The following is a 24,387-nucleotide window of genomic DNA, read 5'->3' as shown; positions in this document are numbered from 1 at the left end:
GGAGTGGCACTCCGCTTTACAGTTTTAATTGGCCTGGATGGCAAGCACCCGCGCCTCGAAGGCTTCATTGGGCAGGAAAGAGCGGTTTTTGACCCGCGTCTTATAGGCGTATACCGTGTGGATGGAATAACCCAGAATACGGCTAATTTGCTCACTGTCAGTTATCCCCAGCCGAATGAGCGCAAAGATTCGCAGCTCGGTATTGAGCAGTTGCGTATCGGCCAGGTGAATGCGGTCGGCCTCGGTGAAAAGGGCGTTGAACTCGGTGACGAAGTTGGGAAAAAGCTGGACGAATACCGTATCGAAGCCCTTAAACAAGTCGATGCGCTCCGACTTGATATCAATTTCCTCAACCATTCGCTGCGCCACGGCTATTTGCTTGGTGGCTAGCATAGTGGTCAGCTTTTTCTTCAGGCTTTCGAGCTTGTCGATGTAGCGCGCCGTGTTGTTGAAATAGTAGCCGATGTACTCTTCCTTGATGCGGTTGGCTTCGTTGAGGCCTTGGTTCAGCTCTTTCAGCTTCTGGTTTAGCAATTGCTGCTGCTCATTCAGTACCCGCAGCTTGCGGTTTTTATTGTGCAGTTCCTGGTTGCTGGCAGTCAGCAGCGCACCGGCCCGGCGCAGCCGCCGCAGCTGCACGTAGCTGAGGCAGGCAAACCCCAACACCATCATGGCCAGCACACTAACTACCAGCGTATAGCGCCGGGCTTGCTGGCGCTGGCTTTCTACTGAGGCTATTTTTTGGCCGTCAATCAGTGCTGCCAGCGGGGCCATCTGCATCAGGCGCTGCCGGGTGTTGAAGAAAGTAGCGGCCTGGCGGGCCTCACCGATGTAGCGGTGCGCCCGCTCCAGGTCGCCGCGCTCGTAGCAGTACTGCGCTACCAAGTACAGCGCAATGCCTTCCTTAGTCGATGATTTCAAGTCGTTTATCGCCGCCAACGCCATTAGCTGCAAGGCGGCTTCGGGCTGGCCGGCGTACTCGTAGAGCCGGCCAAGGTTGCAGGAGGTAGTAGCCAACTGGTGCGCGGTGAGGGGCAGTTGCCGCAGCCGGGCATACGCGGCCCGGCCGGCGGCCAGGTCGTGTTGCTCGCGGGCCTTAAGTAGCAGCCGGGCCAGCTGCACGTAGGTGCCGGGGCGCGAGTAGCGCGCGGCCGTGTCGGCGTAGGCGTAGGCCTTCTTCAAATACAGCGGCGTGTAATAGGCATTGGGCTCATACTCAGCCAGCTCGATGCACACGATGTTGTACATCTCATAGAAATCAGCCTTGTCCGGCACGGCCAGGTGCCGGGGATTGATAACGTTGAGCGTATCGAACGCCTCTTTAAACAAGCCCGCCGAGCGCAGCGTGAACGCCAGCCGGATGCGGGCGGCCTGTAGCCGGGCGGGGCTGTGCAGGCGGCGGGCCAGCGCGGCTAGCCGCAGGCTGTAGGCAAACGCAGAGTCATACTTAAAAACCTGATATTCATCATAAATCCGCAGCGCTGTTTGGTAGCGGGCGGGCGTGTCGGTCTTATCCGCCAGGAACTCGGCCGTGAAACCGGCCAAGCGGGCGCAGCGCTGCTGGTCGTAGTTGCGTTGCTGCGTAAGGGTTTGGTCGAGCACCCGCAGTAGGCTATCGGCCGCGCCAGGGGCCGCCAGGGCCGGCAGCCCACGCAGCAGTAGGCTACACAAACCCAGCAGCCAGGCGACGCGGCAGCAAAAAGGAAAAGGCACGGGTGGGAAAGCAGAAGTGAAAAAGCGTGCAGCTTTAATGAGGCCAAGATACGGCGGCTGCCTGTTTCATAACCAGCGCCTTACCAGAGGCGTCTTCTAAGGGCCAGCAGCCGCGCACGCTTGAGCCGTTTTGGCTCTTGTTTGTGGCAGGTAGGTATGGCCTGGCAAAGCGGAAATTTCATACCTATTCTTTGGTTTATTCCAGTTTATGCCTAATAAATAGGCTATATTTTACAGCTATTTTTTATGCACAAAATTTTAATCATCAATATCTTATCTAAAAATAAGATTGATATTTTTTCTGAGCCTTGTCATATAGTCTTGGGGAATGCTCAGGTAGCAGATTCTTTTGCAAAAATCACCTGCAAACGATTTCGGTATTTGGCCGGCCTGGGGCCTGTTTTTCTACTTATGCTACATCTTTCCTCCCAGTATCGCTCTTGCCCAGTTGCTACCTCGCCCGCCGCCCCTGGCCTCTCTCCGGTGGCCGGGCCGTGGTGGCGACTGACTGGCCGGGCATTGGTGCTAGTAGCCCTCGGCTCGCTGGCGGCCTGCCAGCAAGCGGCTAAGCAAGAAGACGGCGCGGCTAACACCACCGCCACTGAGAAGCGCGCAGCGGCGGTGCCGCCCCAGGGCGATACCGCCACGTCGGGCCTGGCCAAAAAGCCGGGCTGGTGGAAAGAAACCATCGTGTACCAGCTCTACCCGCGCAGCTTTCAGGACAGCAATGGCGACGGAGTGGGCGACCTGCGCGGCATCATCCGGCGGCTCGACTACCTCAAGAGGCTGGGCGTGGGCACGGTGTGGCTGAACCCAATTTACGCCTCGCCCAATGATGATAACGGCTACGACATCAGCGACTATCGCCAGATTCAGCCGGAGTTTGGCACGATGCAGGATTTTGATGAGCTGCTGCGCGGGATGCACGCGCGCGGCCTCAAGCTGGTCATGGACTTGGTGGTGAACCACAGCAGCGACGAGCACCCGTGGTTTAAGGCGGCGCGCAGCTCGCGCACCAGCCCCTACCGCGACTACTACTACTGGTGGCCCGCCGAAAAGGGCACGCCGCCAGCGCGTTATAGTACGTTCGACGTCAAGAAGAATGCCTGGCAGTACGACTCGCTCACCAAGAGCTACTACCTGCATTACTTCTCTAAAAAGCAGCCCGACCTGAACTGGAACAACCCCAAGCTGCGCCAGGAAGTGTATAGCCTGATGCGCTTTTGGGCCGACAAGGGCATCGATGGCTTTCGCATGGATGCCTTTCAGTTTGTGGCCAAAGACCCGAGCTTCCCGCCCATGCCGGGCCTCACGGAGCAGAACTACGCCAACGCCTACAACCACGGCCCGCACCTGCACGACTACCTGCACGAAATAAACCGTGAGGTGCTGAGCAAGTACAACCTGATGGCCGTGGCCGAAGGCGCGGGCCGCAACCCCCAGGAAGCCATGCTGTTCGTGGACCCGGCGCGGCAGGAGCTCGACATGACCTACCACTTCGAGGGGGTGGGCGTGGGCAGCGGCAGCGATACGTATAAGCTCACCGAGCTCAAGCAGGTATTCACGAAGTGGGACAAGGCCTTTGCCCAGAAAGGCTGGCAGGCCATCGACCTCGGCAACCACGACCAGCCGCGCATGGTAAGCAAGTTTGGCGACGACCGGCCGGCTTTCCGGGCCGCGTCGGCTAAGCTACTGAATACCTTTCTACTAACCATGCGCGGCACGCCCTACTGCTACAACGGCGACGAGCTGGGCATGACCAACAGCACCTTCAAAGGCATCGCCGACTACCGGGACGTGGCCGCCCGCAACGGCTACGCGCTGGTGCAGCAGCAGCGCGGCGACCTGCCAGCTTTTATGCACGGCCTGGCACGCTTCGGGCGCGACAACAGCCGCACGCCCTTTCAGTGGGATGCTACGGCCCAGGCGGGCTTTACCACGGGCACGCCCTGGCTGGCGGTGAACCCGAACTATACCACCATCAATGCGGCGGCGCAGGAAAATGACTCCAGCTCGGTGCTGCATCATTTTCGGCGGGCTACGGCCGTGCGGCAGCGGCATAAGGTACTGACCTACGGGCAGTATGAGCTACTCGACGCGACCAACCCGCACATCTACGCCTACACCCGCACGCTGGACGGCGAGCGGGCGCTGGTAGTGCTCAACTTCTCATCGGCACCCCGTTCGTGGGCGGTGCCGGCGGGCCTCACGCCCAGCGGGCAGCCCTGGCTCAACAACTACCCCACCCTGGCGGCCGGCCCGGTGCTGGCCTTGCAGCCCTGGCAGGCAGTGGTGCTGCCGCTGAATTAGCTCTTTTCAATGCCAATGGCTACGCTCAAAAAGCTGCCAAATTATCGGCGTTTTTTCCGGAAACGATTGCAACGCATTTGCCTGCTAATAAGCTCTTTTTACTACTCGCTATTTTTCCCACCTCTTCATTTTTAACCCATGCGTAATCACAATTACTCAAGTTCTTACGCCTTTGAGCGGCCGGCCTCCCGGTCTGCACTAAGTGGTAAGCTACTGCTCTTAACCCTTTTTCTGCCTATCGCCGGCTACGCGCAAACGGCCCGGCAGGTGACGGGTAGAGTGCTCGACGGCACGGGCGGCGGCCTGCCCGGCGTCACGGTTATCGTGCCGGGCACTACCAACGGCACGGGCACCGACGGCAACGGCAATTTCCAGTTGACGGTGCCCGCTACGGCCACCAAGCTCTCGTTCTCATTCGTGGGCTACGCCACTCAAACGGTTGACATAACGGGCCGCAACACGGTGCAAGTGACGCTGAAAGACGACGCCCAGGCGCTGGGCGATGTGGTGGTAGTGGGCTACGGCACCGTACAGAAAAGCGACCTGACGGGCGCCGTGAGCGCCCTCGGCCCGAAAGAGTTTAACAAAGGCACCTTCACCTCGCCCGAGCAGCTCGTGCAGGGCCGGGCCTCGGGGGTACAGGTGACGCAGAACAGCGGGCAGCCGGGCGGAGCCTCTACTATCCGCATTCGGGGCAACTCGGCCGTGACGGGCACCGGCCAGCCGCTGTATGTGGTGGACGGCGTGCCGCTCGACGGGCGCTCGGCCCGCCCCGGCCTCACTACTTCGCTTGGCGACAGCCCCGATAGCAATCCGCTCAACTTTTTGAATCCGGCCGACATCGAGTCCATCGACATTCTGAAGGATGCCTCGGCCACGGCTATCTACGGCTCACGGGCGGCCTACGGGGTCGTACTCATCACCACCAAGCGCGGCAAAACCGGTGAGCCCCGGCTCGATATCGGGGCCTCGGGGGGCTTTTCGACCATTATGCGGCGCATTAAGGTGCTCTCGGCCGACCAGTTTCGGGCGGCGCTGCCGTACTACGGGGCGCCGCAAACCAACGACAAGGGGCTCAGCAACAATCCGCTGGATGCCATTTTGCAAACCGGGCCGCTGCAAAACTACACGGCCGCCGTGAGCGGCGGCGGCGAAAACGGCCGCTACCGCCTCTCGATTGGTTACCTCGACCAGAAGGGCATTGTGAAAAAAACCGGCTTCCAGAAGTACAGCGCTAATTTCTCTACCAATGTCAAGTTTCTGGAAAGCAAGCGCCTGGGGGTCGACGTGAATATCACGGCCAGCCAGTTTCGCGAGCAGCTGGCCCCTATCAGCAACAACGGCGACTTCCGGGGCAGCCTCATCGGCCAGGCGCTACAATACAACCCCACCGATACGCTTTACAACCGCGACGGTAGCCCCTTCGTGCGGCGCGGCACCATCATCAACCCGGTGGCCCAGCAGGCCTACTACAATGATAACTCGCGGGTGAGCACCGCTTTGGCCTCGATTTCGCCTTACTATAAGTTTACCGATTGGCTGGAATACCGGGTCCTGCTTGCGGCCACCTACAGCACGGGCATCCGGCGCACCTCCATCGACCAGCGCCTCAACATCGAAGACTACTTCGGGCGCGGCTACGCCGCCATTTCCAATAATGAGCTGCTGACCCAGCAGATGACGCACACGCTGAACTTCAACAAGAAGCTCGGCGCCGATTTTAACCTGAACGCGCTGGTGGGCTACGAGTATACCAAGTTTGCTAATTCGGGGTCGACCATCAGCGCGCTGGGGCCGCCCAACGGCTTTGGCACTTTTGGGCTGGACTACACCAATTACATCCAGTTCTCCAATGCCTCGGCCCGCACGGTTACTTCATTCGTAGACCCTGTTACCGAGCTCCAGTCGGTTTTTGGCCGGGCTATTCTCAATTATAAAGGCCGCTACCTGCTGACGACCACCCTGCGCGCCGATGGCAGCACGAAGTTTGGGGCTAACAACAAGTATGGCTATTTCCCTTCAGCTTCGGCGGCCTGGGACGTCAGCCAGGAAAGCTTCTTCAAGGTCGAAGCCATCAACCAGCTGAAGGCACGCGTCGGCTACGGCCGCACCGGCAATCAGGAATTCCCGGCGGGCTCCGCCCAGGGGCAGTACGTATTTTCCAACAACGGAACGCTGGCCCAGAGCAATAACCCCAACCCCAATCTGAAGTGGCAATCGGATGAGCAGTATAACGCGGGGGTGGACGTGTCGCTGTTCAACAACCGCGTGACGCTGACCGCCGACTACTTCTACAAGAAAACAACCGATTTGCTGTTTCCGAGCTTTCCCATTCAGCCCGCCCCTCCCGGCTCGGTGGTGCGCTGGATAAACCTGGATGGCTCGGTGGTGAACAAAGGCGTGGAGCTGGTGCTGGGCGTAACGGCCGTAGAAAACGCCCGCTTTGGCCTGAGCTTCAACGCCAACGCTACCTTCATCCGCAACAACGTGTCGGGCCTGGCCGCCCCCATTCCCACGGGCACGCTCAGCGGCCAGGGTTTGTCGGGCGTCACGGTCGAGCGCATTCAGAGCGGCTACCCCATCAACGGCTTCTTCACCCGCCAGTACCAAGGCATCGACCCCACTACCGGGCAGGCTTCGTACGCCGACAATGGCTCGCCCACCTTCTACTCGGGCAATCCCAATCCTCGCACCCTGGCGGGCCTCAGCACTACGTTCCGCTTCCAGAAACTGTCGCTGATTGCCAATTTCAACGGCGTATTCGGCAACGTGATTTACAACAACACGCTCAATAGCGTGCTTAACGTGGGCCAGATTCTGACGGGTAAAAACATCGCCTTGTCCAACTACGAGTCGCCCATTAAGGAATCGACGACCAACCCGCTGACGGCCTCCTCCCGCTTTCTGGAGAGCGGCAACTATGTGAAGCTTACCAACCTGACGTTGTCGTACGCGTTGGGCGATTTTGGTAAAATCTTCAAGGGGGCCAGCCTCTACGCGATTGGGCAAAACCTGTTTGTCCTCACCAACTACTCGGGCTTCGACCCCGAAATCAACACCAACAAGGCCTTCAACGGGGTGCCCTCGGCGGGCATCGACTACACCGGCTATCCCTCGGCGCGCACATTCACATTTGGCGTCAATTTCTCGCTGTAATCCCCTCTATTTTAGCTTGTCTGTTTTTATGAGAAAGATTCTTAACGCGGCGGCTATGGTGGCCGTGCTTCAGCTAGCCAATGGTTGCAAAATCAACGAAGACCTTCAGGGAAGCCTGACCACCAGCCAGGTAGGCGGCAGCGGCGGTGGCAACACGGCGGCCCTGCTCGAAGGGGTGTACAATGCGATGCGCAGCCCGTTTCAGGGCGCTACGCAGGTGTTTGCCTTGTCGGAAGTGAGCACCGACGAGCGCCTGATGCCCACCCGCGGGGGCGACTGGGACGACAACGGTAAGTGGCGCCAACTGCACCAGCACAACTGGGACGCCGACCACCAGGAGGTGCGCGACGCCTTCAACAACCTGAACGGCATCGTGTATGCCGCTACCGACATGCTGCGCTACAACCCTACGACGCAGCAGCAAGCCGAGGCCCGCTTTCTACGCGCCTGGGCCATGTACTGGATTCTGGACCTCTACGACCAGATACCTTACCGCGACCCCGGCGAAAGCGTGATTGAAGCTTCGCGCGTGCGCAAAGGCACGGCCGCGCTCGACTACATTATGAGCGAGGTTAACGCAGTGCTAGGCAATTTGCCCGACGCGCCGGTAAACCGGGCCACCAAGGACGCGGCCCGCGGCCTGCTCATGAAGTGCTACCTCAACCGGGGCGTGTACGCCAACCGGCAGACGCCCACGTTTGCAGCGGCCGATATGAACCAGGTTATCAGCCTGGCCGACCAGATAATCAGTAGTGGGCGCTATCGGTTCGCAAGCAACTACTTCGACAACTTTGCCCCCGACAACAGCAACATTGGCACGGAGAATATTTTTACGGAGCTGAATCAGGGTGGCGTGAGCAGCGGAGCGCAGTACGACTTGTGGCGCTTTATCTCGCACTACAACATGACACCAACCGGCTATAACGGACCCACTGCCCTGTCAGATTTTTATAATAAGTTTGAAACCAGCGACCTGCGCCGGGGCCAGGTATACCGCTACACCAACGGGCCCGCCAACCCCGGCAACCGCGTGAACGTGGGCTTCCTCATCGGCCAGCAGTATAATCTGCAAACCGATGCGCCGCTTGTCGACCGCACCGGCGCGCCGCTGGTTCTTACCGCTGCCGTCAATATTATCGAAACCGACCCTAAAACGCTGGAGCGCACGGGTATTCGCCCGATGAAATACCCGCCTGACTTCACCAACAACGGGGCCGGTACGATTGATAATGACATGGTGCACCTACGCCTACCCGATATCCTGCTGATGAAAGCCGAGGCTATTTTGCGCGGCGGCACTGGCACGGTGGCGGGTACCTATGGTAGCACGCCGCTGGCGCTGGTCAACGCTATTCGCACTAATGCCTCGCGCGGGGCCAGCGCCCTCACCAGCGTCAACCTGACCAACATTTATGATGAAAGAGGTCGTGAGCTATACCTGGAGCAATGGCGGCGGCAGGACATGGTACGCTTCAGCACCTTTCTGGGGCCGATTCAGCAGGGGCCTACCAGCAGCGACCCCAAGTACCTCGTCTACCCCATTCCCAACCAGCAAATAGCCGTCAACCCAAACTACACGCAAAACACTGGCTACTAGTTAGTAATTCAAATTCGACATGAGCCATAATTGGCAGTATGTCAAAAATCGCCGCCGCCTTGCCCCACCGGCTAATTTATTCTTTCTGAAACTTTACCAAATTTTTACCAACTGCTTGGGAAATCAAGAAACTTTTCCCTACCTTTGCAGCACCAAAGCGGAAAACGGCAACGGTCTTTCGCCTCGGCAAACGGTTTGGTAGTTCAGTTGGTTAGAATGCCGCCCTGTCACGGCGGAGGTCGCGGGTTCGAGTCCCGTCCAGACCGCACCGTTTAAAAAGGCTCTGCAAGCAATTGCAGAGCCTTTTTTTATACCCCTCTCGGCGGCATACTGCCTGTCGGTGAGTCATTTGAGAGCCGGCTTTCGCCTTGGCGGCTTTTTCAGCGTATGAAGGCCAGTTGGCCCTTTGCAAGCGTGCCAGCTTTCTCTTGCGGCATTCTTCATGGCCAGATTTTTAATTACCAGCGCCTTCTTCCTCCTAAGTACTTCCAGCTTCGGGCAGCTGCCCCGCCTGCGCGACTCCCACTCGCTGGGCTGGCTCGTGTACGTGGGCGACCACCGGGTAGCTCCAAAATGGGCCGTGCACACCGAGTACCAGCTGCGGCGGGTAGACTGGCTGCGCACCCCGCAGCAGCAGATGGCGCGCCTCGGGCTGGTGCACACGCTCAGCGAGCGGGTGCGGGTATCGGGTGGCTACACCTATATGCAAACCCATCGCTACGGCACCTACGCTGAAGTGCCCGGCCGCGCCGAGCCCGAAAACCGCCTCTACGAAGACCTGACGCTGCGTGACCGCCTGGGCCGCCTGGGCTTGCAGCAGCGCCTGCGTCTCGAGCAGCGCTGGCTGGGCACCCGCGCCGCCGATGGCCAGGGCCCGGTGCAGCAGTGGGAGTACCAGAACCGCATTCGCTACCAGCTGGCCGCGACCTACCCGCTGCAAGGCCCCACCCTCGACGACGGCGAGTTTTACCTGGCCGGTTTCGATGAGCTGTTTATCAGCTTTGGGCAAAACGTAGGCCTGAACGTCTTCAACCAGAACCGGCTGTCGGGCGGCCTGGGCTTTCAGCTAACCAGCGACGCCAAAGCCGAGCTCAACTACCTCTACCAGATACGCTCGCATGCCGACCCCGACCCCGCCAGCGGCCAGGCGGTAGTCGAGCTAAACCACGGCCTCACGCTGAATTTATCCTATAACCTTGATTTCACTAAAAAGCAGTAGCAGGCTATTGCTTACGCGCATCAGCCGCTGTCAGCGCTACACTATTTAGTAATTAGCCCAGCGGCTTTCAGTGATGCTTTTCGGTAATCCGATTTACCTGAAAAGCTGCTTTACTCCTTAGCGCTCATTCCGCACCGGGCTCTTTACTTTAGTAATTCGCCACGATGCGGCATCCGTATCCTTCGGGTAGTTTAATACGTAATTTGCTTTCAAGACAAGTAGCTTGTTAATTTGTCTTATCATTCACCTACACCTTTGTTTTCCCAATTTCACCAATGGCTATTGACCTCACCCATTTTCAGCAGGTAATTGACAGCGCGCAGAAAGCCGATGCTTTCAAAGCTGATGTAAAACGCGCGTTGAAGAAAGTGTCTTCCGCGCTGGGCAATCTGCAAACTGCACTGGAAGATGCCGAAGCCATGATGAGCGACGACTACACGCCGACCACGAAAGAGCGCAAAGCCCGCACGCCACGCGCCGCTTCAGAAGCTAATGCTGAAGTTGACCCCGAAGCCCCTTACGGCCGCAAAAAAGATGGTACGCCCAAGAACAAGCCGGGCCGCAGCAAATAAGTAAGACCGAATAATTCTAGAAAGCCCATTCCTAACCGAACGGGCTTTTTAGTTGGCCTTAACTTATAAAATCAGTGATTTTCTTCTTCCTTTTAACCCAAGGTAATTAATTCATTACAACCTGCTTGCCTGGGCCGGCGAGCTGCCTTGTGCGCTATGCCCTGCGTAACATGGCAGCGATTACCAGCATCATTTCTTCGGGGCTGCTTTAGTAGTAAGCCAGCTTTAGCTACCCCGGCGACGATACCACGGCTCTAATCACAACTACCTATTGAGATAAGACAAGGTAATTAGCTTCTCTTTCATGTCTATCCTGCCTTGGCGGCGCATTAGCTATATAGTCCTTCTTAAAGTTATGAGCAATTGCGGATTTCCTGGTTTCAGCAGGTAATTCGCTTAGCCGCTTTCCTTTTTAAAGCAGCAGATAATTCGTTTGTTCCTCGGCCAGCTCGCCGAGGTGGCACCAGCAAGGCAAGCCCGTAGTGCCTATGCACCCGCAGCAGTGCAGGCGGGGCCAGCCGGCGTAGTAATTTGCGATGGCTTTGCTGGGCCGCCTCAAATAAGATGGCGTAACGGCCAGCGCGAAGACTACCCTCTGCCAAAATAATTACATGAAAGCTGCCCTTTTTTGCTGCGCGCTCGGGCTACCGCTGCTGGCACCGGCCCAGCGCCTGGTTGCCACGCTGCCGCCCATCACCTACCACGTGGGGCTGACCAAGGCCCCGCTTTACAGCGGCCTCGACACCTTGCGGCAGCCGAGCCTACTGCTGCCGAGCCAGTCGGAAGTAGTGGTGGTGGGCCGGTTTTCGCCCCGCTGGGTGGTCGTCAAGCGCGAGGGCTTTATGTACGTTACGCCGGTCAGCAAGCTCAGCGACTACGACGCGGGCGATGCCGCACCGCTGCCCATTGATGCTGATACGCAGCTCATTACTTACCAGGGCGTGGTGCCGGTGGCAGGCGTCAGCCAGGCCGACCTGTACGCCCGCGCCGCCGCCTGGGCCGCGCGCACCTACAATGCCACCGACCAAGTGAAGCCGCAGCCGGCCGCCGGCGAGCTCGACGTGCAGGGCCGGCGCATCGTGCAGCTGCGCACTACCTACGGCGGGGTGCCGCGCGGCAGCTACGCCGGCGTAGTGCACCACACCTTGGCTATTTATGTGAAAGACGGCCGCTACAAATACGTGCTCACCAACCTGACGCACGATGCCACTGGCGTACCCAGCCTGCGCTCGGGAGGAGCACTGGAAAAAGACCACGCCAGCCTGTTTGGCTACGCAGGCCTGGGCAGCCGCAAGCCCTGGGACGAGCTCAAGGTAGACGCCACCCGCGACGCGCGCCGCCTGGTAGCCGACCTGCAGGCCGCCATGACCCTGCAACCCGTGCCGTTCGTAGTGCCCGCCGAGCCCGTGCGCCAGCCCCGCAAGGCAGCCAGCGACTTCTAGCGCGGCGGCTGCATCGGCTGGTAGTTGCGCACGAAGGCAAGTTGTGCCCCCGTTTCGGGCGAGCGCGGGGCGCGGGCGCGCTTGGCCACCGTTTGCCACTCGCGGGCAATGTAGGCCAGCGCTTCGGCCCCGCTCAGGCCATGTTGCTGCACCAAATGGCAGCCCACTACGGTACCCGTGCGCCCAATGCCGCCCCAGCAATGCACGGCCGCCGGGCGTCCGGCGGCTTCGCTGGCGGCTATGGCCGCCAGCACCTCGGCCAGGCGCTCGGGCGTGGGCAGGTCGAGGTCGCGCACCGCAAAGCGCTGGTAGTGAATGGCCGTGGGGTCGAGGCCGACGTGCGCGACCCGCTCGCGCAGCAGCGCCTCGTAGGGTACCAGCTCACCGGCCTCGGTGAGGTCGTAGAAATCGCGGATGCCGGCGGCCAGCAGGGCATCGATTTTGGGAATGGCCTCGGCGGGCGTGGGCGCGCCGGGGTACTCGCAGGCCAGCAGGTGCGGCGTGGCCCAGTAGGAATTAGGGAGCGGACGGGGCTGGGTGGCAGGCATCTTTTTGGGATTTTGATAAGCGACAAGCTAAAGCTTACCGCGCGAGACGGGCGGCCAGGTCTTCGATGTCGGCGCGGCGGGCCAGCACGGCCAGCCACCCGGCCGGAATGGCGGCCTCGCCATACGCCAGCCCGGCCAGGCCACCGGCCACCGCGCCGGTGGTGTCGGTATCGTCGCCGAGGTTTACGGCAGCCAGCACGGTAGCGGCGTAGGTGTCGTGCGTGAGCAGGCACCACAGCGCCGCTTCGAGGGTATGCACCACGTAGCCCGAGGACTTTATATGGCCTTCTGGCTGCGCGGGCAGCTTCCCCGAAAGCACCCACCATTGGTAGTGCTTGTCTTCCGCTACGGCTGGGATAGTGCCGTTTTGCAGCCAAGGAGTGGCCAACTCTTGCATCTGGCTGTAAGCCGCTATGGGCGACAGCCCGGCCAACAGCCCCCGCGCCACCAGCAGGTACAAAAAGCAGCCCAGCGACGAGCGCGGATGCCCGTGCGTCACGCTGGCCACGGCTTCCGTCAGTGCCCAGGCGGCGTTTAAATCCAGGCTTTCAGCCCGCCAGGTTTCGTGGAAAACAAGTGGTAGAATCCGCATCAGCGCGCCGTTGCCGTTATCGGTTTCCGAGCGCGGGCCGGCCTTGGTCGGCGCTACGCCGGCCCGCAGGTTCTGAATAGCATAGCGGGTAGCATTGCCCACGTCGAAAACCTCGCCGTGGGCCGTCCAGTAGCTCATGTCCAACCAATTAATGGCTCGGCGGCCAAAGTCGGCGAGGTCGGGCGTGCCGATGCGGCCGCCGGGCCGGGCCAGCGTTTCGGCCAGGCAAAACGTGAGCGACGAGTCGTCCGACCACGTGCCGGCGGGCTGGTGGTGCGTGCCATAGGCGCGCATGTCCACCACGGGGTCGCGGCGGCGGGCCTCGCGGCCGATAAACTCGACGGGCACGCCCAGGGCGTCGCCCACGGCCAGGCCCAGCAAGGCGGCGCGGGCCGCAGCGGCGAGCGGCGAAGCGGGAGCATTGCAATCAGACATCACAGCGGTAACTTTAGCGAAATAACCGCCGCAAAGTAAACGCCCGCAACCTGGCCCGCCGCCCACGTGCAACCCCCAAAAGCCGGGCGGGTTATTTGAGCGTTTCGTCGGCACTATTTCGGCCTCTGGCAGCGTTTTTGCCGTAAATAGTGCCGGGTTCGAGCCTGCCCCCTACATTTGGCTTCTTCATTATTTTAGTTTCTCTCTAGATGCTTTCCTCCCGTTTTAAAATAGGTATGTACGCGGGGGCAGTCGGGGCCGTGTTTGGGCTGGCCTCGTACCGCTTCTACCGGCACAACGACCCTACCGCGCTGCCCGGCAAAGAGCAGATACTCGTGGGCACGCTGGTGCAGGGCCTTTCCTCGGCCCACTACCAGCCCGAGCGCATCGACGATGCCTTTAGCAAGCGGGTATTTGATTTGTATCTCAAGCGGATAGACTACCGCAAGAAGTTTCTGACGCAGTCCGACGTGGCGCAGCTGCGCCAGTACGAAACCAAGATTGACGACGAAACAAAGGCCGGCACCCACGGCTTTCTGGACTTGAGCACCAAGCTCATGGCTGAGCGTACCAAACAGGTGCAGGCGCTCACGCACGAGATTCTGGCCCAGCCGTTCACCTTTGACGCCGACGAAACGCTCCAGACCGATTTCGAGAAGGCGACCTTCCCCGCCAACGCCGCCGACCAGCGCGAGCAGTGGCGCAAGCTGCTCAAGTACGAGACCATGACCCGCGTGGCCGAGATGATGGACGAGCAGGACAAGCGCCACGACCGCGCCAAAACTGCCAGCCAGGCTAAAGAGCCCGTAACCGCCGAGCCCGACCGCACCCCTGCCCAAATGGAGGTAGAGGCCCGCAAGCGTGTGCTCAAGTATTACGACGAGCAGTTTGCCGACCTGCCCAACGCCAGCGATACGCTGGCCAACTACGCCAACACCATCGCCAATACCTACGACCCGCACACCGAGTACTTCGCACCGAAGGACAAGGAAGAGTTTGACTATCAGCTCACGGGCCGGCTCGAAGGCATCGGCGCCACGCTGCGCGAAAAGGATGGCTTGATTTACATTGAGGAAATCGTGCCCGGCTCGGCTTCCTTCCGCCAGGGCCAGCTCAAGAAGGGCGACGCCATTCTGCGCGTGGCGCAGGGCGCGGCCGAACCCGTGAGCATTGAGGGCTGGCACACGCCGAAAGCCGTGACGCTCATCCGGGGCAAAAAGGGCACCGAGGTACGCCTGACGGTGAAAAAACCTGACGGCTCGACTAAGGTCATTCCTATCATCCGCGATGTGGTGATTAACGAGGAAACCTACGCGCAGTCGGCCGTTATCAACGACCCGAGCGGCAAAAAAGTAGGCTACCTGCGCCTGCCCGGCTTCTACGCCGACTTCAACAACAACGGCGGCCGCTCGTCGGCCGACGACGTGAAGAAGGAGCTCGCCAAGCTCAACGCTGAGGGCGTGCAGGGCATCGTATTTGACCTACGCACCAACGGCGGCGGCTCGCTTACCGATGCCGTGGAGATGGCTGGTCTCTTTATGCCCAGCGGCCCGATGGTGCAGGTGCACGACAGCCGCGGCGTCACCAACGTATTGAACGACAAAGACCCGCGCGTGCAGTACACCGGCCCGCTCGTGGTGCTAGTGAACAAGTACAGCGCCTCGGCCTCCGAGATTCTGGCCGCTGCCGTGCAGGACTACAAGCGCGGCATCATCATGGGCTCGACCAGCACCTACGGCAAAGGCACCGTGCAGCGCGTGGTAGACCTCGACGAGACGCTGCCCGCCGAGCTCAATTCGCTCAAGCCCTTCGGCTCGCTCAAGTTCACGATGCAGAAGTTTTACCGCATCACCGGTGCTTCGACGCAGTTTAAGGGCGTGGCTTCCGACATCGTGCTGCCCGACGTGTACTCCTACCTCGACCAGGGCGAAAAGGAGATGGACTACCCGCTGAAGTGGGACGAAATAAAGCCCGCCGCCTTCCGCGCCTGGGACCAGCAGCCCAACTATACCAAGCTCGAAGCCGCCAGCAAAACACGCGTGGCCGCCAGCCCCAGCTTCAAGCAGATGAACGAGCTAGTGCAGAGCCTGCGTAAGCGCAAAGACGAAACCGTAGTTTCGCTAAAACTCAGCAACTACCGCGCGCAGCAGCAGTTACTGAAAGCGGAGTCGGACAAGTACGAGGCTATTCAGAAAACGGCTACGCCGCTCGTTATCAAGCCGCTGGCCGCCGACACAAAAACACTGACCGGCGATACCGTGAAGGTAAACCGCTCGATGCGCTTCACGCGCGGCTTGAACAAGGACATCACGCTCGGCGAAGCCGTGAACGTGCTGAAAGACCAGATGTAGACCGCAGATTCAAACGGATTTGTTGGATTTAACGGATACGCCCGCTGCGCGGGCTGGCTAAGGAAAGAGTATAGTTGTTATGAGAAGGGCTGCCTGGTGGCAGCCTTTTTTATTGCTTATATTTTTAGCAAATCGCCCTACTGGCTCAGTTGATTGGAAACAGTAGCTTTGGTTAGTCTTATGGCTGGCGCGGGCTCTTTTTCTGTTCCTAAAATGGCCTTTTTGACCTTTGGAAGTCATTTCCATGCCTGAATCAGCGTCATCTGCTAAATCAGCAAAAATCAGCGATTATTTTTAGCAAATGGCAACTAATTTTATTGGCCTTTAGTTTATCTGGTATGACAATGAAAGCCGAAGCCCGCATTATCCCGCTCATCCCTACCGAGCCTTATCAGGCTCCGATGACCATTTCAGCTGCCGAAGCCGTGCTCACGCCCGAAGAGCAGGAGCAGCAGCGCGTAGCCGACGAAACCTGGCGCCGCTCGATTCCGGCGCAGGTGTTTCTCAACTACTTTTTTGCTATTAACTACCACTTGCAGGAGGGCGATGGCCCGCTGGGGGGCTTACAGCACCTACCCTATTTCCGCCAGCACCAGGCCGAGCTGACCGAGGCCGATACGGCGGCCCTCACCAAACTGCTGCACACCTGCTGGAGCACCGAGTATGCCTTGCGCGCCACTGCCGAACTCGGTGACGAAGCCTTCCTGCGTAATGCCCTGCATTGGACGTTTCCGCAGGCCTACCACACCATTTTGTCGGGCCTGCAAGCCTTTCTGTACACTACCGGCGTGCGTTCTACTAACGCGCAGGTTATCAGCCGCGAAGTGGGCCGCCTGGTAGTGAAGAACGCCTACCCGCGCCCGGTTTCGTTTTACGCCGCTGGGGCGTATGGCGACTTTAACATCCACCGCCTGCCGCTGGCGGGCTACAAAGCCGGCCTGCACATTGCTTCGCAGGAGATTGACGCGCAGGCCCAGATTGGCCAGTTTCTACGCACCACGCGCAAGCAGAAGGCCATCGCGGTGCGCCAGCATGTGCAGGCTAACCCCAACACGGCCATCCGCAGCCAGAAAACCGGCCGCCCGCTCGACAAGTGGACCGCCGCCCACTGGCAGCAGATTACCTGGCGCCTGGGCTACACTACCATCTTCGACCTGCTGGGACGCCTGCGCATCTCGCAAAGCAGCCGCGAGATTGAGCGCTACGTGGAGGCTGACATTGATTTCCGCCTGTTCCACAGTTCGCTGCTCAACATCGTGAGCTACCTCAACGGCGTGCACGAAACCTACGTGGCCAAGGCCCTGGGCCTGGAGCGCTACGAGCAGCTGGTGCGCGAGCTGCCCAGCCACTTGCAGGGTACATTCGTGCAGGAGCGCCTGCGCACGCGGGTGCAGCCCACGCTGCTCGGTGCCGAGCCCGAGCGCGAACTCAAAATGGCCGCCTAGACCGCAGATTCCAACGGATTTTTAGGATTTAACGGATACGCCCGCTATGCGGGCTGGCTAGTTGGGTTGGTTAAAAGGCCGCTCCCTTTCGGAGCGGCCTTTTTTTGGGCTTACTTTTGCGCTGCTATCGCATCTCATCTCCGCCGTGGGCAGTACTTACTCACTGGTTGTTAAAAAGGATGCTAACAGGCTGTGCCTTCATTTCCGCCATGAGCCTGGCTTAGCCAGCCCGCCGCAGGCGGGCGTATCCGTTAAATCCTAAAAATCCGTTTGAATCTGTGGTCCATTTAAGCGAACAAGAGCAGCTGCGCCGCCAGAAGCTGACGCAACTGCAAGAGCTTGGCGTTGAGCCGTATCCGTCGGAACTGTTCGACGTAAATTTCTACGCGCAGGAAATTCTCGACAATTACCACCCCGAGCTGAATAACTTTCAGGAGGTAGCGCTGGCCGGCCGCCTGATGTCGGTACGCATCATGGGTAAGGCTGCCTTTGCCGAACTCATGGACTCGTCGGGGCGCATTCAGATTTACGTCAACCGCGACGAGATTTGTCCCGGCGAAGACAAGACGCTGTACAACACCGTTTTCAAGAAGCTACTCGACCTCGGCGACTTCATCGGCGTGAAAGGCCACGTGTTTAAGACGCAGGTCGGCGAAACGTCGATACACGTAACCGAGCTGAAGCTGCTGGCCAAGTCGCTACGCCCGCTGCCGGTGGTGCGCCGCGTAAAGGATGAAACTACCGGTGAAGAAGTTACCTACGACGCCTTTACCGACCCCGAACTACGCTACCGCCAGCGCTACGTGGACCTGGTAGTGAACCCGCACGTGCGTGAGACGTTCATCAAGCGCACGCAGCTGGTGCAGGCCATGCGCAACTACTTGAATGACAAAGGTTACCTGGAGGTAGAAACGCCCATCTTGCAGCCGCTGTACGGCGGCGCGGCGGCGCGGCCATTCAAGACGCACCACAACACGCTGGACATGACGCTGTATTTGCGCATTGCCAACGAGCTGTACCTCAAGCGCCTGATTGTGGGAGGGTTTGATGGCGTGTACGAGTTCTCGAAGGATTTCCGCAACGAGGGCATGTCGCGCTTCCACAACCCCGAGTTCACCCAGATGGAGCTCTATGTGGCCTACAAAGACTACGCCTGGATGATGGACCTGGTGGAGGAAATGGTAGAGCGCGTGGCCATGGCTTTGCACGGCAAAACCGAAGTGCAGGTGGGTGCCAACCTCATCAATTTTCAGCGGCCCTGGCAGCGCTATACTATGTTTGAGGCCATCGAGAAGTACACCGGCGTGGCCATCGGCGAGATGGACGAGGCGGCGCTGCGCGAAACCGCTACCAAGCTCAACGTGCACCTCGACCCCAGCATGGGCAAAGCCAAAATTATCGATGAAATCTTCGGCGAGCACGTTGAGCCCAAGCTCATCCAGCCCACCTTCATCACCGACTACCCCGTCGAGATGTCGCCGCTGGCTAAGAAGCACCGCGACCGCCCCGGCCTCGTCGAGCGCTTTGAGGCCATCTGCAACGGCAAGGAAATCTGCAACGCCTTCTCGGAGCTCAACGACCCTATCGACCAGCGCCAGCGCTTCGAGGACCAGCTGGAGCTCGGCAAGCGCGGCGACACCGAAGCCATGGTGCTCGACGATGACTTCCTGCGCGCCCTGGAGTATGGTATGCCGCCCACGGCGGGCCTGGGCATCGGCATCGACCGCCTGAGCATGATTATGACCAATTCCAATTCAATTCAGGACGTGCTCTTCTTCCCGCAAATGCGGCCGGAAGTACTATAAGTAGTAGCGCAAACTTTATAGGTCGCGTTTAGCTAGCTGGCCGCTGGCAAACGCGACCTATAAAGTTCGCGCTACTACTTATGATTAGTCCTAAAAGTCGAAAAGCCCGGTACCAAAAGTACCGGGCTTTTCTTTGAAACAGCTAACCAAGTCTAAACCAGAGCTAGTTGGCAGAAGCTTGCGATGGACTATCTGATTTTACGACTGGCATGTTAAACCACTTACCAGCAGAAGCTCCTATAGTCGGCAATTTTACGACCAACGTCCTAAGGTCTGAATCTTAAGCCGTTTGTATAGTCTTTAACGGTGCGAGGCATTGGGGGTTACAAAGGGCGCGAAAATAATTCAATTATTTTCGCGCCCTTTTGACAACTACTTGCTATACAGTCCCAAGACCCCGATGGCGACCGTCACTACCATCGCCGTCATAGTCGAGGCTGTTGTGCTCAGCGGGGTGGGCGTCGCCCCCTATCGAGCGGCCGTTGCCGGTAGCGCTGGTGGCGAGGTCGCCGGGCTCGGTGTTTTCAGCACTCATCGAGTTGAAAAGCGCATCGGCAGCATTGCGGTCTTCGCTCACGGCTGCGTCGGGGTTGGTGTGGCCGGGCTGGTCGTGTTGCAGCTTACCTAATGCATCCTGGGCTAGCTTGCCGAAGCTACCGCCCCACTTGCCGGCCGCTTCGCGCAGGCTTTTGCGCAGGTCTTCGCCGGTTTCGGGGGCCAGCAGCAGGCCCGTTACGATGCCGGCCGTAGCGCCGGCCAGCAGCGACAAGATGACTTTTCCGTTGTCTTTGGGCATGAGTGAAATACGTTTAAAAGTGAAGGAAGATAGCAGCTGGCTAACGGCGAAAAGCCACTGGTGGTTAGGGCCCGACGCGAAAAAGCCCCGTGCCGGGCGGCACGAGGCTTTTGAGTAGTAAGTCGGTGGCTAAACTTAGCTCACGGCGTCTTTAGCAGCATCAGCGCCTTTGTCGGCGGCATCTTTTGCTTTGTCGGCGCCATCGCGCACGGCATCTTTGGCTTTGCTAGCCAAATCATTGCCTTTGCCGGTCAGGTCGTTGATAATTTTGGTAACCTCTGCTTTGCCTTTGCCCAGTTTTTCTTGCAGCTTGCCCACAAGCTCGTCGCCTTTGCCTTCGGCGTAGGTCAGGTCTTCGTCGGTCAGCGAGGCATATTGCTGCTTCAGCTTGCCTTTGATTTCGTCCCAGTTACCGCCAATGTTGAGGCTACCGCCCGACGTGATGCCGAGGTCTTCGAGCTTGTCGGTGAGGCCTTTGAACTTGATTTCCAGCTCGGCGCTGTATTCTTTGTACTGGTCGCCTAGCTTGGTGCCGTAGTCTTTGGCGGTGCTTTTCCAGTTTTCGAGGGTAACCGAGCCTTTATCGGGAGCGAGCAAAATGCCAGCCAAGATGCCAGCGCTAGCGCCAGCGAGGGCGGCGAGAACGATTTTGCCTGCGTTATTATCTTCTTCGCGGTAAGCCATGAGAAGTAAAAGAAAGGTGATGAGGTGTTGAAAGGTGAGGCTGAGGGTGCCCCTCGGCCCATTGTATAGGCAGCTATACGGGGCGAGCATTTACGGGTTGGGCGGGCCGGATAAATTTTCGGTTTGCGCAGCCATTTCCTACTCCTCGCCGTTTACTTGCCCGTTACCTTCTTTTTAGCTTATGGCTTATTTATCCCGAGCGACTCTGCTACTCTTGTGCGTAGGTAGTGGGCTGGGCAGCGGCTGCCAGCGCACGGCCCCCGCTACTGCCATCACCAGCGATTGCATCGACCCGACCAAGGTCAACCCCAACGGCATCTGCACCATGGACTACAACCCTGTGTGCGGCTGCAACGGCCAGACCTACTCCAACCCCTGCGTGGCTCGCAATGCGGGCGTGCGCAGCTACACCAGTGGCCCGTGCCCTACGGCTGCCCCCTAACCTCCTCAGCGTATGCCTTCTGCCAAAAACTACTTCCGCAATTTGTATCCGTTTCAGGTGCCCACCACTGATGGCAAGCTCATCGAAGAGCACGTGGGGCTGGCCAGCACCGGCACCGGTCAGTATAGCGTGGCCCACATGGTAGCGCCGCCGCAATGGAGCGAGCCGCACCAGCGCCCCGAGTTTGACGAAATAACTATTGTGGTGCGTGGGCGCAAGCGCTTCGAAATCGACGGCGACGTAGTGGAGCTCCAGGCCGGCGAGTCGCTGCTCATCCGGGCCGGGGCGCGAGTGCGCTACTCCAACCCCTTTGATGCGGAGTGCGAATACTGGTCGGTGTGCGTGCCGGCTTTCAGCCCGACCACCGTGCACCGCGAGCACTAAGGCTTTTGCGGCCACCTTTTCGTCTAAACCCATATAAAATGCCCGTGGCTAGGCGGCGAGCTACCAGCACGCCGCCTAGCCACGGGCATTTCAGTTATAGCAGAGCCGACACCTATCAGGCGTTATGCAGCTCTTGTGCGATAGCCTGCTTAGGGTAACGAACATGCACCTTCTTGATGGAGCTAATTAGGTGTTCGACCCCCAAAATTAACGCTAGCAAAATGCCGGGCCCCCACACTGGGGTCAGCACGCCTAGCCAAGGCCAGTCGGCGATGCCTGGCACTTGCAGCAGCTTAAGAATGGGAAGCAAAAGCACCAACGATTGACCAAGCAGCACCCAGGCGCAGCCTGTTGGTTGAATCTTGTACATAGTACTAGTGGGTGGGAATGGATGACGACAGAACGAGCTATGCAGCTCTCCAACTTATGGAAAACGTTATAGCAAAAGACCATAACGGCTGCTAATGTAGCGTAAATAATACTATTTAGCAACCACCCCGCTGCTCTTCATGCAGAGGGCGGGTTATTGGACTCAAGTTATATACGGCCTGAGGCTTGCGCCGTTTGCTGTTTTGGCAATGCTGGAAGCTATTAAATCCAAAAAGCGCTACGCATCTTGCTATTAAATGCGCTACGCTGGTGTTTTCAGATTAAAAAATAGCACCGGCTAACCTCCTCAAAAAAGGCCGCAGAATAAGTAAAAATATATTAACCGAGCACACGCTTAGTAATGCGCTGCCCATCTACAACGACGGGCCGCAGTAATAAAGTGCCTTTGGCAACTGCCGGCTTTTCTCAGGCACGCGGTGGGCATGTACTAGTACCCCGCACCTGCCTAAAGCGGGCCGCTGCAATAGTCGGCCAACATCCAGCGTAGCGCCGTGAGGTGCTGGTCAACTATCTCCAGCAAGTCGGCAGGCACTTGGCTGCTCACGCCGGTGCTATCGCGCTGCTGCACCAGCTTCATCACAGCCTGCACCTGTTGCACTAGCTCGGCACAAACCACACTCCAATGGTCTGAGCTACGGGCTTGGCCAGCTCCGCAATATTGGCGCACGGCGATAAGGCGCTCGACTACGTGCGCAAACTGCTCCAGCACCTCCTGCTCGGGCGCGCTAAACGCCCGTGGCGCGTGGTCGATAATACAAAGCGTGCCAATACAGTGGCGGCTGGGCATGCACAGAGGCACACCGGCGTAAAATAACAGTCCCTTGGCTTGTGCAGCGGCTTTAGCCTCCGGCGTTAGCGAGCGAGTATGGCGCAGGTCGCTAAACACTACCGCCTCCTGCCGCCCCACGGCCATCGAACAAATAGCCTCGGCGCGAGGCTGGCGGCGCAGGTCGGGTAGGCCGTGGGTAGCCTTATACACCACTTCGTCAGCATCTACAAGGGCAATCAGTGAAATAGGCACATTAAATAGGGTAGCAATTACCTCCACCACACTGGTAAAAAGCGGCTCTTTTAACGAGTGCAGAATGTCATAGGCCCGTAGCGTTTCCAGGCGCTTATTTTCATTAGGAGGTAGCAATGAAGCAGGAGTAGACATCATAGCTAATGTATAATATAGATAGCCAGAAAAGGTATAAAGTTAAAGCACAGCCGTGTAACAATAAACTACCTGCTTTGATTAGCTGAGCTTTATCCGTCTGGACGGGCCCTTGCAGCTATAGCCATACCCCATCACGCCTCCAAAAGCTGGTTTTCATACCTCTTATCGCGTTAAAAAGGGTCGAAATTCGACCGTGCTACCAGGATAGCTTACAACCGTGTAGCAGCATTATTCTAACTTAATAATCACTACCACAATTATTTATCTTGTTCGCAAAACTTTTTTATTGCACAATAACATAGCGAAACCAGACTAACAGTTTGGTGAGTGCCTTTACAATTAAGAATTTGCACACTACCAAGCTGATTCAACACACATGATTCATTTTATTCTAATATTCAAACTAAATATTAAAATCATAATAATGATTTTAATATAAACCGAAATCTCCAGCAAATTATTTTTTCGTGCCTTAGCCATTCGACTGAGCTCCGCGCCGGCTCACTCATTTTACTACCACCATCTTACGGGCGGCGGATGTACGGCCCACCCGCCCCCAACTTCGCTTCACTCATTCTACCACTACCAGCTTACGGTTTATTCGCCGCTGGCTCGCTCAGTAGCTTCAGCTTCGTAGCACGCAGTCAAATTAACTTGAGGCCTCAGTATTATCCACCCATCCCAAACGCCAGAAGTGCCTTTATACGCCTTTCCGTTCGGCAAGTTATTAGTTATCAGATATTAACCAGCTTACTTAAAGTCGATGAACGTCATGAAATTCCAGGCCTATTGGGGCTGTTAAGTATTGTAATTGTGCATCCACTCACTTAGGAATTACCGATGGGCCAGCGAGCGAAACAGGTGGGTATCGAGCAACTCGCGACGAAAGAAAACGTTGAAGCGTTTATTATTGGCCTGTTGCGTCAGCTTACCGGACTGAATCCAGTGTAGTCTAATGAAAGTTCCTCCTTTCATTACTCATAATTTACGCTCGATTCAGGAGCGTACAGAATAAGAAAAGGGCCATACTCTTTCAAGAGTATGGCCCTTTCGTGGCTCCGCTGGGATTCGAACCCAGGACCCGTACATTAAAAGTGTACTGCTCTACCAGCTGAGCTACAGAACCAATGGCAAATATTTAATTTTATAATAAACCCTATTTGGTCGCTGGTAAAAGCAACACAAATAGGGTCTACTGAAAAAGGCTGGCGGCGACCGACTCTCCCACCGGTGAAGGCAGTACCATAGGCGCACCGGGGCTTAACGACTCTGTTCGGAATGGGAAGAGGTGAACACCCGGGCTAAAGCCACCATTGCTGGCGTTGGTTGCGTGTTCAGGCAACCAGC

Annotated in this window: 18 protein-coding genes, 2 tRNA genes and 1 rRNA gene; 12 read left to right on the top strand and 9 right to left on the bottom strand. The window is 58.1% G+C overall.

Going from position 1 to position 24,387, the window contains the following annotated elements:
* Positions 1-24 precede the first annotated feature (24 nt).
* Positions 25-1,713: a DUF6377 domain-containing protein gene (locus tag VFO93_RS21245; protein WP_325136383.1), complete on the bottom strand. Its 1,689-nt coding sequence runs from the start codon at positions 1,711-1,713 to the stop codon at positions 25-27.
* A 411-nt stretch (positions 1,714-2,124) separates the two neighbouring features.
* Between VFO93_RS21245 and VFO93_RS21240 the strand changes: the two genes are divergently transcribed.
* The 7 genes from VFO93_RS21240 (at position 2,125) to VFO93_RS21210 (ending at position 12,009) form a co-directional block, all read left to right on the top strand.
* Positions 2,125-4,023 carry an alpha-glucosidase gene (locus tag VFO93_RS21240; RefSeq protein WP_325136382.1) on the top strand — a complete coding sequence of 633 codons (1,899 nt, stop codon included), beginning with the start codon at positions 2,125-2,127 and terminating at the stop codon, positions 4,021-4,023.
* A 138-nt stretch (positions 4,024-4,161) separates the two neighbouring features.
* Complete coding sequence (locus VFO93_RS21235; RefSeq protein WP_325136381.1) at positions 4,162-7,179, top strand: SusC/RagA family TonB-linked outer membrane protein; 3,018 nt, start codon at positions 4,162-4,164, stop codon at positions 7,177-7,179.
* A 28-nt stretch (positions 7,180-7,207) separates the two neighbouring features.
* Positions 7,208-8,776 (top strand): RagB/SusD family nutrient uptake outer membrane protein, encoded by a 1,569-nt coding sequence (locus VFO93_RS21230; RefSeq protein WP_325136380.1) that lies wholly within the window; start codon positions 7,208-7,210, stop codon positions 8,774-8,776.
* Positions 8,777-8,968: 192 nt separating this feature from the next.
* A tRNA-Asp gene (locus VFO93_RS21225) sits at positions 8,969-9,042 on the top strand.
* Positions 9,043-9,218: 176 nt separating this feature from the next.
* Positions 9,219-9,995, top strand: a complete 777-nt coding sequence (locus VFO93_RS21220) for a DUF2490 domain-containing protein (RefSeq protein ID WP_325136379.1) — start codon at positions 9,219-9,221, stop codon at positions 9,993-9,995.
* A 275-nt stretch (positions 9,996-10,270) separates the two neighbouring features.
* Positions 10,271-10,567, top strand: coding sequence for a hypothetical protein (locus VFO93_RS21215; RefSeq protein ID WP_325136378.1), 297 nt, complete (start codon positions 10,271-10,273; stop codon positions 10,565-10,567).
* 611 nt (positions 10,568-11,178) lie between these two features.
* Positions 11,179-12,009, top strand: coding sequence for a DUF4468 domain-containing protein (locus tag VFO93_RS21210; protein WP_325136377.1), 831 nt, complete (start codon positions 11,179-11,181; stop codon positions 12,007-12,009).
* On the opposite strand, the gene VFO93_RS21205 is transcribed toward VFO93_RS21210, so the two are convergent.
* Positions 12,006-12,557 carry a protein-tyrosine phosphatase family protein gene (locus tag VFO93_RS21205; protein WP_325136376.1) on the bottom strand — a complete coding sequence of 184 codons (552 nt, stop codon included), beginning with the start codon at positions 12,555-12,557 and terminating at the stop codon, positions 12,006-12,008. The genes VFO93_RS21210 and VFO93_RS21205 overlap by 4 nt on opposite strands.
* Positions 12,558-12,591: 34 nt before the next feature.
* Positions 12,592-13,584: an ADP-ribosylglycohydrolase family protein gene (locus VFO93_RS21200; protein ID WP_325136375.1), complete on the bottom strand. Its 993-nt coding sequence runs from the start codon at positions 13,582-13,584 to the stop codon at positions 12,592-12,594.
* Between the two features lie 209 nt (positions 13,585-13,793).
* Here VFO93_RS21200 and VFO93_RS21195 point away from each other — a divergent pair, with 209 nt between their 5' ends.
* The 3 genes from VFO93_RS21195 (at position 13,794) to lysS (ending at position 19,185) form a co-directional block, all read left to right on the top strand.
* Entirely contained in the window at positions 13,794-15,935 is a 2,142-nt protein-coding gene (locus tag VFO93_RS21195) for a carboxy terminal-processing peptidase (RefSeq protein WP_325136374.1), read from the top strand.
* 344 nt (positions 15,936-16,279) lie between these two features.
* Complete coding sequence (locus VFO93_RS21190) at positions 16,280-17,380, top strand: hypothetical protein (RefSeq protein ID WP_325136373.1); 1,101 nt, start codon at positions 16,280-16,282, stop codon at positions 17,378-17,380.
* Positions 17,381-17,658: 278 nt separating this feature from the next.
* Positions 17,659-19,185, top strand: a complete 1,527-nt coding sequence (lysS, locus tag VFO93_RS21185) for a lysine--tRNA ligase (protein ID WP_325136372.1) — start codon at positions 17,659-17,661, stop codon at positions 19,183-19,185.
* Positions 19,186-19,564: 379 nt separating this feature from the next.
* On the opposite strand, the gene VFO93_RS21180 is transcribed toward lysS, so the two are convergent.
* Together VFO93_RS21180 and VFO93_RS21175 are read right to left on the bottom strand one after the other, a co-directional pair.
* Positions 19,565-19,981: a YtxH domain-containing protein gene (locus tag VFO93_RS21180; RefSeq protein WP_325136371.1), complete on the bottom strand. Its 417-nt coding sequence runs from the start codon at positions 19,979-19,981 to the stop codon at positions 19,565-19,567.
* A 135-nt stretch (positions 19,982-20,116) separates the two neighbouring features.
* Positions 20,117-20,665: a CsbD family protein gene (locus VFO93_RS21175; protein ID WP_325136370.1), complete on the bottom strand. Its 549-nt coding sequence runs from the start codon at positions 20,663-20,665 to the stop codon at positions 20,117-20,119.
* A 181-nt stretch (positions 20,666-20,846) separates the two neighbouring features.
* Here VFO93_RS21175 and VFO93_RS21170 point away from each other — a divergent pair, with 181 nt between their 5' ends.
* Both VFO93_RS21170 and VFO93_RS21165 read left to right on the top strand, forming a co-directional pair.
* Positions 20,847-21,107 (top strand): Kazal-type serine protease inhibitor domain-containing protein, encoded by a 261-nt coding sequence (locus tag VFO93_RS21170; RefSeq protein ID WP_325136369.1) that lies wholly within the window; start codon positions 20,847-20,849, stop codon positions 21,105-21,107.
* 12 nt (positions 21,108-21,119) lie between these two features.
* The gene (locus VFO93_RS21165; protein ID WP_325136368.1) at positions 21,120-21,491 is read left to right on the top strand and encodes a cupin domain-containing protein; all 372 of its coding nucleotides are present in this window, start codon (positions 21,120-21,122) and stop codon (positions 21,489-21,491) included.
* A 115-nt stretch (positions 21,492-21,606) separates the two neighbouring features.
* Here the strand turns inward: VFO93_RS21165 and VFO93_RS21160 are convergent, their stop codons facing one another.
* The 4 genes from VFO93_RS21160 to rrf all read right to left on the bottom strand — a co-directional run bounded on the left by VFO93_RS21160 (position 21,607) and on the right by rrf (position 24,355).
* Positions 21,607-21,861 (bottom strand): hypothetical protein, encoded by a 255-nt coding sequence (locus VFO93_RS21160; protein WP_325136366.1) that lies wholly within the window; start codon positions 21,859-21,861, stop codon positions 21,607-21,609.
* Between the two features lie 465 nt (positions 21,862-22,326).
* The gene (locus VFO93_RS21155) at positions 22,327-23,037 is read right to left on the bottom strand and encodes a GAF domain-containing protein (protein ID WP_325136414.1); all 711 of its coding nucleotides are present in this window, start codon (positions 23,035-23,037) and stop codon (positions 22,327-22,329) included.
* Between the two features lie 1,056 nt (positions 23,038-24,093).
* Positions 24,094-24,166, bottom strand: a tRNA-Lys gene (locus tag VFO93_RS21150).
* Between the two features lie 77 nt (positions 24,167-24,243).
* Positions 24,244-24,355 (bottom strand): 5S ribosomal RNA (rrf, locus tag VFO93_RS21145).
* Positions 24,356-24,387: the final 32 nt, after the last annotated feature.

Source organism: Hymenobacter sp. (genome assembly GCF_035709525.1).
Classification (GTDB): domain Bacteria; phylum Bacteroidota; class Bacteroidia; order Cytophagales; family Hymenobacteraceae; genus Hymenobacter.
The sequence above is the reverse complement of the archived record's forward strand: the minus strand, read 5'-3'. Positions and strand labels throughout refer to the sequence as shown.